Origin of the sequence: Duganella sp. OV510 (assembly GCF_900100205.1) — a bacterium.
Taxonomy (GTDB): domain Bacteria; phylum Pseudomonadota; class Gammaproteobacteria; order Burkholderiales; family Burkholderiaceae_D; genus Rugamonas.
The window spans coordinates 353,098-364,690 of sequence record NZ_FNEQ01000005.1; the positions used below are offsets into that span (position 1 = coordinate 353,098).

Annotated in this window: 9 protein-coding genes; 4 read left to right on the plus strand and 5 right to left on the minus strand. The window is 62.0% G+C overall.

Translation table 11 applies throughout. The annotated features are described in order from the left end of the window. Positions 1–27: 27 nt before the first annotated feature. The 3 genes from BLS51_RS16090 to senA all read right to left on the minus strand — a co-directional run bounded on the left by BLS51_RS16090 (position 28) and on the right by senA (position 4,353). A complete protein-coding gene (locus tag BLS51_RS16090; protein ID WP_090183747.1) occupies positions 28–1,665 on the minus strand; it encodes a methyl-accepting chemotaxis protein in 1,638 nt (545 codons plus the stop codon). Between the two features lie 142 nt (positions 1,666–1,807). Then, complete coding sequence (locus BLS51_RS16095; protein ID WP_090183745.1) at positions 1,808–3,100, minus strand: Xaa-Pro dipeptidase; 1,293 nt, start codon at positions 3,098–3,100, stop codon at positions 1,808–1,810. 59 nt (positions 3,101–3,159) lie between these two features. Beyond that, a complete protein-coding gene (gene senA, locus BLS51_RS16100; RefSeq protein WP_175472593.1) occupies positions 3,160–4,353 on the minus strand; it encodes a selenoneine synthase SenA in 1,194 nt (397 codons plus the stop codon). A 47-nt stretch (positions 4,354–4,400) separates the two neighbouring features. Between senA and selD the strand changes: the two genes are divergently transcribed. The 4 genes from selD to BLS51_RS16115 all read left to right on the plus strand — a co-directional run bounded on the left by selD (position 4,401) and on the right by BLS51_RS16115 (position 9,232). Continuing rightward, entirely contained in the window at positions 4,401–5,447 is a 1,047-nt protein-coding gene (gene selD, locus BLS51_RS16105; protein ID WP_090183743.1) for a selenide, water dikinase SelD, read from the plus strand. Positions 5,448–5,697: 250 nt separating this feature from the next. Beyond that, complete coding sequence (locus BLS51_RS30445) at positions 5,698–5,820, plus strand: hypothetical protein (RefSeq protein ID WP_255369065.1); 123 nt, start codon at positions 5,698–5,700, stop codon at positions 5,818–5,820. 96 nt (positions 5,821–5,916) lie between these two features. Next, positions 5,917–7,611, plus strand: coding sequence for a 2-isopropylmalate synthase (leuA, locus tag BLS51_RS16110; RefSeq protein ID WP_090183741.1), 1,695 nt, complete (start codon positions 5,917–5,919; stop codon positions 7,609–7,611). Positions 7,612–7,684: 73 nt separating this feature from the next. Then, the gene (locus tag BLS51_RS16115; RefSeq protein ID WP_090183737.1) at positions 7,685–9,232 is read left to right on the plus strand and encodes a methyl-accepting chemotaxis protein; all 1,548 of its coding nucleotides are present in this window, start codon (positions 7,685–7,687) and stop codon (positions 9,230–9,232) included. A 75-nt stretch (positions 9,233–9,307) separates the two neighbouring features. On the opposite strand, the gene egtB is transcribed toward BLS51_RS16115, so the two are convergent. After that, positions 9,308–10,519, minus strand: coding sequence for an ergothioneine biosynthesis protein EgtB (egtB, locus tag BLS51_RS16120; protein WP_090183735.1), 1,212 nt, complete (start codon positions 10,517–10,519; stop codon positions 9,308–9,310). A 1-nt stretch (position 10,520) separates the two neighbouring features. After that, positions 10,521–11,519 carry an L-histidine N(alpha)-methyltransferase gene (egtD, locus tag BLS51_RS16125; RefSeq protein WP_090184643.1) on the minus strand — a complete coding sequence of 333 codons (999 nt, stop codon included), beginning with the start codon at positions 11,517–11,519 and terminating at the stop codon, positions 10,521–10,523. Positions 11,520–11,593: the final 74 nt, after the last annotated feature.

The following is an 11,593-nucleotide window of genomic DNA, read 5'->3' on the forward strand; positions in this document are numbered from 1 at the left end:
AGCAACGTGCCGCATGCAAGCGATTATTTAGCCATTGGCGATGCGCAGGATTTCGTCGTCCTGCGGCGCGGCGGCCTTGCGTTTGCGGCCGCGCAGGCCGGTAACACTGGCGGTATGCGCCTCCAGCTTGAACACATCGACCACGTGCGCCAGGCTGGTCGCCTGATCCTGCAGTTCTTGCGCTGCGGCGGATGCCTGCTCGACCAGTGCGGTATTCTGCTGCGTCATGCTATCCATTTCACCGATGGCGTTGTTGACCTGCTCGATGCCGGCTGTCTGCTCCATGCTGGCGCCGCTGATCTCGCCCATGATCTCCGTCACGCGCTTCACGCTGTTTACCACTTCATGCATGGTCTCGGCGGCCTTGTGCACCTGCTCGGAACCCGCGCCCACCTTGACCACCGAATCATCGATCAGCGCCTTGATCTCCTTGGCGGCTGCGGCCGAGCGCTGCGCCAGCATACGCACTTCCTGCGCCACCACGGCAAAGCCACGGCCCTGTTCACCGGCGCGCGCTGCTTCCACCGCCGCGTTCAGTGCCAGGATATTGGTCTGGAACGCGATGCCGTCGATGACCGAAATGATGTCCACAATCTTCTTCGACGAATCGTTAATCGACGCCATGGTGACCGTCACCTGCTCCATCACATGGCCGCCCTGCTCCGACACATCGGATGCCGACACGGCCAGCGTGTTCGCCTGCATGGCGTTGTGCGCATTCTGGCGCACGGTGCCGGTCAGTTCCTCCATCGCGGTCGCCACCTTCTCCAGCGACTCCGACTGGTGCTCGGTGCGCAACGACAGGTCGCGGTTGCCGCTGGCGATCTCGGACGATGCGGTGGCGATCAGGTTGGTGCCCTGACGGACCTGGCCGACAATCGACGACAGACTGTCGCGCATGGCCGCAATCGCATGCAGCAGGCTGGTTTGATCGTTGGCCTTCACCTGCACCGCCACCGACAGGTCGCCCTCGGCGATCTTGTTGGCGATTTCAGTGGCGTAGATTGGTTCGCCGCCCAGTTGCTTGAGCAGCAGCCGCGTATTCACCCACGCAATCAGCACGCTGACCACCAGCGACAACAGCGCTTGCAGCACGATGCCGAGAAAGGCGTCGTTGGCATGTTCATCCACACCCGCGCTGGCCAAGCGGGTTTCGTCCAGCGCCACCTTCAGCACAGCCGAGATGTCGGTGACAATCTGCTTGCGCAGCGGGCTGCATTCATTGGTGAGGAAGGCAGCCAGGCCTTCCTTGTCACCGGCTTCGAGCAACTGGCGTGGGCGCTTGAGCGCATCGGCCATCTTCAGCAGGCCATCGCGTACCTTGGCGAATTCCGCATTACCGTTATAAGCAGGCGCCATCTTCTCCAGCGCTGCCAGGTAGATCGTCTTCTGCTCATCGATGATCGCCAGTTCACGCGCGGCTTGCGCGCCGTCGGCAAAGATATAGGCATTGCGCGCCGCCAGCCCGGTCTGGGCCAGCGCTTCGCGCGCCACGTACAGCGGCTCCAGCTTCTCGGTCATCACGCGCTGCTCGTCATGGAAAGCGTTGGCGATGGTTGAGGTTCGCACAATCGCAAAGGTCGCCATGATGAGCATCAGCGCCGTCAGCGTGCCAAAGCTCAGTGCCAGTTGCGTGCCTATTTTTAGTTTTTTAAACGCTTCCATCCAATTCCCGGTTTGTTAAGGACAAAACCGAGCGATTATCCGGTAACGTACAGCTTTGTCCACAACAAACCGAAATTTTTACTGATTTACCACATCTTGTAAGGGTTACGCTTAGCACGATAGCCCTTGCGGGCCTTGCACATTACTGCTGGCGGATTACTGCGCCGCCCTTCATCACGAACGACACCTTGGTCAGCTCGGTCGCGTTATCGGCGGGATTGCCCGGCGCGGCGATGATGTCGGCGTACTTGCCGGCGCTGATCGACCCGACACGGTCCTTCCATCCCAGCAGGTCGGCGGCATTGATGGTGGCGGCCTGAATCGCCTGCATCGAAGTCATGCCGTACTTGATCATGTAATAGAACTGCTTGGCGTTGTCGCCGTGCGGATAGACGCCGGAGTCGGTGCCAAAGGCCATTTTGGCGCCGCCCTGGAAAGCCTTGCGGAAGTTATCGCGTTGCAGCTGGCCGATCACTTTTTCCTTCTCGATCGATTCCGGCAGCATGCCCGCCTTCTCGCCTTCCTGCAGGATGAAGTCATCGTTGTAGATGTCCATCACCAGATAGGTGCCCCTCTCTTTCGCCAGCTTGATATTGGCGTCGTCGATCAGGCTTGCGTGTTCGATCGAATCCACGCCGGCCAGAATGGCGTCATGGATCGCCGTGGTGCCGTGCGCGTGCGCAGCGACCTTGCGGCCCAGCTTGTGCGCTTCCCCGACGATGGCCTGCATCTCTTCCAGCGTGTACTGCTGCGCGCCTGGTTCGTCGCCTTTCGACAGCACACCACCCGAGGCGCAGATCTTGATCACATCGGCGCCATACTTGGCCATCTCGCGCACCTTGGCGCGCGCTTCCCACGGGCCATCGGCCACACCGCGGCCAGTGACATTGACCTCCGGTGGCAACAGGTTCTCGTCGCAATGGCCGCCCTTGATGCCGATGGCGTAACCTGCGGTGCGCATGCGCGGGCCGATGAAATCGCCGGCATTGATGGCGTCGCGCAGCGCCACGTCACCGAAGCCGCCCGCACCGACATTGCGCACGCTCGTGAAGCCAGCTTCCAGCGTCTTGCGGGCAGCGCGCACGCCGTACAGCGCGGCGCGGGTGTCGGACACGCCCAGCGAGTTATAGCCACTCATGAAGGGATCGGCGGTCAGGTGGGTATGCATGTCGATCAGGCCAGGCAGCACCGTTTGCGCCGATAGATCGATGACTTTTGCGCCGGCCGGCACCTTGGCTGTTGCGCTCGGGCCGACCGAGGTAATGCGCTCGCCGGTAATCACGATGGTCTGGTCCTTCAGCACCGTACCGGCCACCACGTCGACCAGTTTACCGGCACGTATCACGGTCACTTCCGCAGTCACTTCGTCAGCGGCAAGGACCTGCGCTGCGGCGCCGAGGATGGTAGCGGAAATCAGGAGGTGCTTCAGTTTCATGGCGGGCGCCCTTGGATAAGAAAACAAAAAGCATAGCAGAGCATCCCTCAAAAGCGAAACTATCCCGGCCAGGCACAGGTGCGGAAACCTGCAAAGAGATCATCGGCCTCCGGCAGCTGGAAATGCCTGAATTTGGCCGAGCCAAAACGCGCCGGCGTGGCGAAGGACGCACCGCGCAATACCTGGTGCGTGTGCAGCCACGGCTCGGAATATTCAAGATAACGATCCGGCTTGAAGTCCGGGTACGGCTCGAACGGCGACGCGGTCCACTCCCACAACTGGCCCCAGCGAAACGCCGGATGGCCAGACAACGCCGCATACTCCCATTCTGCTTCGGTCGGCAAGCGGCGCCCGGCCCAGGCGCAATAAGCCTGGGCCTCATACAGGTTCACGTGCCGGACCGGCTCCGCGCCAGCAAGTGTCGCCAGGCGGCCGAAGCGCATGGTGCGCCACTGCGCGCCGTCGCGCTGCCAGTAGCGCGGCGCCGAACGTTCCTGGCGCATCAGCCACGCAGCGCCGGCATCGCTCCAGAACTGGCGCTTGTCATAGCCACCATCCATGACGAAATCTGCATAGTGGGTGTTGCTAACCAGGGTGCTGTCCATGTGAAACGGCGCCACGTGGAAGCGATGCTGCTGACGTTCGTTGTCGAAGCTGAAGCCGGCGCCTGCCTGGCTGCCCAACTGTATGGTCCCGCCGGGGAAGCCGATCTCGGAGGGTGCGAACATCTGCTGCGCCTCGCTTGCCGGCGGCACTGGCGCCGGCAAGCCCAATGCCTGCAAGGTATGCAGCAGCACTTCAGCGCGCATATCCTCGTGCGCCAGCGCCAACCGATATGGATACAGGGCTGCATCGGTATTCGCTTCACGCGTCAGCTTGTCAAGCACACGGTCCAGCACCTCGTGGCAGTAGGTCTTGACGCCGCCGCTGCTGGGCAGGTCCAGCGTCCAGCGGCTGCGGTGCGGCACGCGGGTGGCGTCGAACCAGTCATCGCCCTTGGTCAGCAGGCAGTGCCCGTTGGCGTCGGCCGGGTGGCTGGAAGCGGCTTCGCGCAGGATGAACCACTCGGCAAACCAGGCGATCTGGCCCAACTCCCACAATGGAGGGTTCACGCTGCGCAGCTGCGGCACACGGTCTGGCGAGTCCATGCCGGCGGCGGCAAAACAATCAAACAGCGAAAGCGTATAATCCCGTGCATGCTGAAGGGCGTGGGCCAATTGCTGCGACGTGGCGTTTCTGAACGAGGAATTCATGTGCCGATTGTACCGCGCCGCATCCCGAACACCACAGGAATCAAACCATGAGCAATGACGCAATCAAACTGACCTCTTTCTCCCACGGCGGCGGCTGCGGCTGCAAAATCGCGCCCGGCGTACTATCCGAAATCCTGAAGAACTCGAACGGCTTCCCGGTGCCGAAGGAACTGCTGGTGGGGATAGAAACGTCGGACGATGCCGCCGTTTATAAGCTTAATGACGAACAGGCGCTGATCGCCACCACCGACTTCTTCATGCCGATTGTCGACGATCCGTATGACTTCGGCCGCATCGCCGCTACTAACGCCATCTCCGACGTGTATGCGATGGGCGGCACGCCGATCATGGCGCTGGCCCTGGTGGGCATGCCGATCAACAAACTGCCGATTGAAACCATCGGCCAGATCATCAAGGGCGGCGAATCGATCTGCGCCGAAGCCGGCATTCCAATCGCCGGCGGCCACACCATCGATTCGGTGGAGCCGATTTACGGCCTGGTGGTCATGGGTCTGATCCATCCATCGAAAGTCAAGCGCAATGCCGACGCCAAGGCCGGCGACGTGCTGGTGCTGGGCAAGCCGCTGGGCGTGGGTGTGCTGTCGGCCGCGCTAAAGAAAGGCAAACTGGATGCCGACGGCTACCAGGCCATGATCGCCAACACCACCAAGCTGAATAAACCTGGCAAGGCCCTGTCCGAACTGGCCGGCGTGCACGCGATGACCGACGTTACCGGCTTTGGCCTGCTCGGCCACCTGCTGGAACTGGCGCGCGGCGCGCAGCTGGAAGCGCAGCTGGAAATGGCGACGATCCCGCTGCTGCCGGGCGTCGAACAACTGGCGAAGGACGGCTACTTCACCGGCGCCTCGGGCCGCAACTGGGAGGCGTATGGCAAGGATGTCAAGCTTGCCGAAACCATCTCGCCGGCCCAGCACTCGCTGCTGACCGATCCGCAGACTTCGGGCGGCCTGCTGGTCTCCTGCGCCGAAGCCAGCGTCGAAGAAGTCCTCGCCCTGTTCCGCCGCGAAGGCTTCGCCGACGCCGCCATCATCGGCCGCATGGCCACCGGCCCGGCGCGCGTCACTGTCGCCTGACGCCAGGCCAGACAGCCGGCCCGCCACACGCGCGGGCCGGTGGTAAATATTCGCTTGACGGCTGCGCCGGTGATCGCTTACATTTAAGGAATGATCTCGCATCTGCACCTATCCGCTTTCCTGCTATCGCCTGCCAGCGCCCTATCGCTAGCAGCGCGTCTACTAGCACGCGTTTAATCCGCGTCCCTGTTGTACCCTCGTGCCGGCCATAAGCCGCACAGTCTTCAAAAATCCAGGAAAGTTTGCACCGATGCTCTCAATGACTACGGCCACCCATGCTCCATCCCGCACCGGCGATCTGATCGCGCTGCCGGCTGGCGCACGCGCGCTGTCGACGCTACTGCTAAAACTACCGATCGGTTGCCGCGCCTAGTAATCCGTGGCCGCGCGGCCGCCTTCCGCCACACTGCAGTTGCAGCGCCAGCACCTCGCCGGCACACCCAAAATTCAAAGATCCAGGAGCATGACCATGATGTTGCAGAACCCAGCGTCCAAATACCGTCCTTTCCCAGCAGTGCAGTTGTCCGACCGCACCTGGCCGAATGCCATCATCAGCAAACCGCCGATCTGGATGAGCACCGATCTGCGCGACGGTAACCAGGCGCTGATCGAGCCGATGAGCATCGATAAAAAACTGCGCTTCTTTGACCTGCTGATCAAGATCGGCCTGAAGGAAATCGAAGTGGGCTTCCCTTCGGCTTCGCAAACCGACTTCGATTTCGTGCGCCGGCTGATCGACGAAAACCGCATTCCGGACGACGTCACCATCATCGTGCTGACCCAGTCGCGCGAAGAACTGATCCGCCGTACCGTGGAATCCTGCGTTGGCGCCAAGCGCGCCATCGTCCATCTGTATAACTCGGTGGCGCCGGTGTTCCGCAAAGTGGTGTTCGGCATGTCGCGCGAAGAGATCACCAACATCGCCACCACCGGCGCCAAGCTGGTGAAAGAGCTGACCAAACAGCATCCGCAAACCGACTGGGGCTACGAGTACACGCCGGAATCCTTCTCCACCACGGAGCTGGACTTCTCCAAGCATATCTGCGACGCCGTCATCGCCATCTTCGAGCCAACGCCAAACAAGAAGCTGATCATCAACCTGCCATCGACCGTCGAATGCAGCACGCCTAACATCTACGCCGACCAGATCGAATGGATGTCGCGCAAGCTGACCCGCCGCGATTCGCTGATCATTTCGGTCCACCCGCACAACGACCGCGGCACCGCTGTCGCCTCGGCAGAACTGGCAGTCATGGCTGGCGCCGACCGCGTCGAAGGCTGCCTGTTCGGCAATGGCGAACGTACCGGCAACGTCGACCTGGTCACGCTGGCGCTCAATCTGTACACGCAAGGCGTCAACCCTGGCCTGGACTTCTCCGACATCGACGAAGTACGCAAGGTGGTCGAGGAATGCAACCAGCTGCCGGTGCACCCGCGCCACCCCTACGTCGGCGACCTGGTATTTACCGCTTTCTCGGGTTCGCACCAGGACGCGATCAAGAAAGGCTTCGCCAAGCAACAGGAAGGCGCGATCTGGGAAATCCCTTACCTGCCGATCGACCCGCAAGACCTGGGCCGCAGCTACGACGCCGTCATCCGCGTCAACAGCCAGTCCGGCAAGGGCGGCATGGCCTACCTGCTGGAACAGGACTACGGCCTGGTACTGCCACGCCGCCTGCAAATCGAATTTAGCCGCGCCGTGCAGCAAGTGGCCGACCAGACCGGCCTGGAAATCACCGCTGAAGGCATCTACAACATCTTCAGCAAAGAGTACTTCGCGCAGCAGGTTCCATACGGCTACCAGTCGCACAAAATGGTGGAAGACACCAGCAGCGACGAGCCGGTGCAGATCGACATCGCCATGATCCACAACGGCGCGCCACTGGCGCTGCAAGGCGGCGGCAACGGCCCGATCGACGCCTTCGTCGATGCACTCGGCCTGGACATCAAGCTGATGGACTACCACGAGCACTCGATCGGCTCCGGCGCCAACGCCAAGGCGGCCTGCTATGTTGAACTGCGCCTGGCCAACGGCCCGACGCTGTTTGGCGCGGCCACCGACAGCAACATTCTGACCGCCTCGTTCAAGGCGGTGCTGAGCGCCGTCAACCGCCAGTTGACGCGCGCCGCAGCGGAACAAGCGCAAGGTACGGCAACCGCATAAAGGGCCCGCCGCGCAACACCATTCGTGCATCGCGACGTTATACTGTCCTCACCGGACATGAACGGAGCGATGCATGAATATCTCGAACCTGAAAATCGGCGCACGCCTCGGCGTCGCCTTCGGCGCTGTGCTGGTCCTGATGACGATCCTGATCGGCACCGGCTTGCAAAGGCTAAGCAGCATCAGCTCGCTCAACGACACCATCATCGACAACGACTGGATCAAGGCCGAAGCAGCGGCCACCGTCAGCACCACCACCCGCGCCAACTCCGCGCTCACGCTCGAACTGTTCACCACCGATGACAGCGCTCGCCTCGCCGCCATCAGGAGCGAGATGGAGGCCAACAAGCAAACCATCACCGTAGCCTTGCAAACGCTGGGCCGCCTGGTCACGCGCGAAGACGGCAAAGCGCTACTGGCGCGCATCGCGGGCGAACGCAAGGCCTACGTGGCTTCATTCACGCAAGTAGGCAAGCTGCTTGCGGATGGCAAGCGTGACGAAGCACTCGCCTTTCTCCGCGCTGACATGCTGCCCAAGCTGGGCAAGCTGCAAGACAGCGTGGGCCAGCTGAACGAGCTGCAAAAAGCGGTGGTCAACGAAAACGGCGCGGCGGTCAAACACGATATCTCGATGGCGCGGCAGATGATGGCCTGGCTGGGCGTGGTGGCGCTGGCGTTAGGCCTGGCGTTCGCCTGGCGCGTCACGCGCTCGATCACCGATCCGATCAGCGATGCGCTGCTGGTGGCGCGTGCCGTTGCCGGCGGCGACCTGACACACAACATCAGCAGCACACAGCGCGACGAAATGGGCCAGCTGCTGCAAGCAATGGCGCAGATGAGCGCCAATCTGTCGCACATCGTTGGCCGCGTGCGCAGCGGCACCGGCGCGATCAACACCGCCTCGGCGGAAATCGCCAGCGGCAATTTGGATCTGTCCTCGCGCACCGAGGAGCAAGCCAGCTCGCTGGAGGAAACCGCCGCCTCGATGGAGGAGCTGACCAGCACCGTCAAGCAGAACGCCGCCAACGCCCATCAGGCCAACCAGCTGGCACAGAACGCCACAGAGATTGCACAGCGCGGCGGTGCCGTGGTGTCGCAAGTGGTAGACACCATGAACGCCATCAACGACTCGTCACGCAAGATCGTCGACATCATCACCGTCATCGACGGCATCGCCTTCCAGACCAATATCCTCGCTCTGAATGCAGCAGTGGAAGCGGCGCGCGCCGGTGAGCAAGGCCGTGGCTTTGCGGTGGTGGCATCGGAAGTACGCACACTGGCGCAGCGCGCGGCCAGCGCCGCCAAGGAAATCAAGCAGTTGATCGACGACTCGGTCGGCAAGGTGACGGCAGGCGCGCAACTGGTCGACCTGGCCGGCAACACCATGAGTGAAGTGCAGGACAGTGTACGTAAAGTGACCGCGATTGTCGAAGAAATGACGCTGGCTAACCGCGAGCAAAGCAGCGGCATCGAGCAAATCAATATCGCCATCAGCCAGATGGACCAGGTCACGCAACAGAACGCCGCCCTGGTCGAACAGGCCGCCGCCGCTGCCGCCGCGATGCAAGACCAGGCAGGCGAACTAAATGCCGTCGTCAGCCAGTTCCGCCTGCACGCCTAAGCAATCCGGGGTCAGTTCTGCCAAACGTACACGAGCTCATGTACATTTGGCAGAACTGACCCCGGATTTACTTACTTAGCGTTGGGCGAGGCGGATGCCGGTGAATTGCCAGCGGGCGCCGGCGGGGAAGAAGTTGCGGTAGCTGGCGCGTGCGTGGCCTTCGGGCGTGGCGCATGATGAGCCGCGCAGCACATACTGGTTCAGCATGAACTTGCCGTTGTATTCGCCCAGCGCGCCCTCCGCTGCGGCAAAGCCGGGATACGCTGCGTAGCTGCTGCTGGTCCATTGCCAGCAGTGGCCGTGCATTTGCCGCAGTCCGTCGCCAGTCGCGCCGGCCGGATGCAGCGAGCCGGTTTCGACGGCTTCTTGCGCGGCGGCGTATTCCCATTCGAACTCGGTCGGCAGACGCGCGCCTGCCCAGTGGGCGTAAGCGTCCGCTTCAAACAATGAGACGTGCGTGACCGGCCTGTTCAGGTCCAGCGGCTGTGAGCCATGCAGCGTGAATTCCTGCCATGCGCCCTTCTCGTCCTGGAACCAGTAGATCGGCGCTTTCAGGTTCTGCGTGCGTACCCAGTCCCAGCCTTCGGCCAGCCATAGCGCGGCATTAAAGTAGCCGCCTGCGTTGATGAAGTCGAGGTATTCGCCGTTCGTCACCAGTCGCGAGGCCAGCGCAAACGGGGCGACGTACTGCTTGTGACGCGGTAGCTCGTTGTCGAAGCTGAAGCCCTGGCCATCGTGGCCAATCTCGGTCAGGCCGCCTTCGAATGGCAGCCATGCCAGCGGTGGCGCCATGCCGGCGGGCGCCAGCGGCAGTTCCATGTAGGCGGGACGCAGCAGGCTTTGCGCCAGCAGGTGCTTGACGTCAGTGAGCATCAACTCCTGATGCTGCTGTTCGTGCTGTATGCCGAGCGTCAGCAGCATGTCCAGTTCTGCACTTGGCGATGTCTCCAGCAAACGCGCGATGCGGGCGTCGACATCGGCGCGGTAGGCGCGCACTTGCGCCATGCCGGGACGCGTCAGCAAGCCGCGCTGCGGACGGGGATGCTTTTCGCCGATGCCGTTGTAATAGGAATTGAACAGGATGCGAAACGCTGGATGAAATGGCGCGAAGTCACGCTCCATGCGCTCCAGGATAAAGGTCTCGAAGAACCAGGTGGTGTGCGCCATATGCCATTTGATCGGGCTTGCATCGGGCATCGATTGCGCACCGCAGTCTTCGTCGGACAGCGGTTCAGCCAGCGCCAGCGTATGCTTGCGCACGGCGGCGTAACGGTTACGCAAATCCATCTCAGTTTGCCCGCGCGTGTATCACCGCGAACCAGTGATCCTTGTCGGTCCACATGCGCGTGGTGTCGAAACCGGCTTGCTCCAGCAGCGCGACGAAGGACTGGCGCGTGTACTTGTAGCTGTCTTCGGTGTGGATGCGCTCTCCGCGCGCGAAGTCACGCTCGCCGCCACGCCAGGTCACGGTCAGCGGACAGCGCGCTTCCAGGTGCATTTCGATGCGGCTCTTTTCCGCATTGAAGAAGGCCACGTGCTTCCATTGGTCGACTTCAAAATCCGCACCGATCAAATGATTCAGGTGGCGCAGCATGTTCAGGTTGAAGGCGCCCGTTACGCCCAGTGCATCGTCGTACGCTGCATTCAACACTGCGTTGTCCTTGATCAGGTCCACGCCGATCAGCAGGCCACCGTCCTCGCCGGCATTGGCGCGCAGGCCACGCAGGAACGTCAACGCCTGCTCCGGCGAGAAATTGCCGATCGAGGAACCGGGATAGAAAAACACGCGGCGCTCGGCGCGCACGCTGTCCGGCAGCGCGAAGCCGCTGGAGAAGTCCAGCCCCAGCGCGGTCATCTCGATCTGCGGGAAGCGCTGCTGCAGTTGCGCCACCGCGCCGAGCAGAAAGTCGCGCGAGATATCGACCGGCACGTATTGCATTGGTTTCAGTAACGGGAACAGCGACGCCGCCTTGGCACAGTTGCCCGCGCCCAGGTCGATCAGCGATGCGCCCTCGCCGATCGCATGCGCCATGTCGGCGCCATACGCGGCGAAAATCGCTGCCTCGGTGCGGGTTGGATAATACTCAGGCAATTCGCAGATGGCTTCGAACAGTTTCGAACCCAGGCTGTCGTACAGGAATTTGGGGGAGGTGTAAGCGGCATCTGCCAGCAGGCCCTCGCTGATTTCCTCGATGACTGCCGCACTGCCATGTGCGGGCCGCTGCGACAAGGTGTTGCTGGCGAGGGGCGACACAACACGAATCGCCGGGGCATGTGACACTTGCATGAATGCTCTGCCTTTATTCTGGGTGGTCATCTGCTTGGATGATTTTTGTTATGATAGCCGAATATCCATTTTGT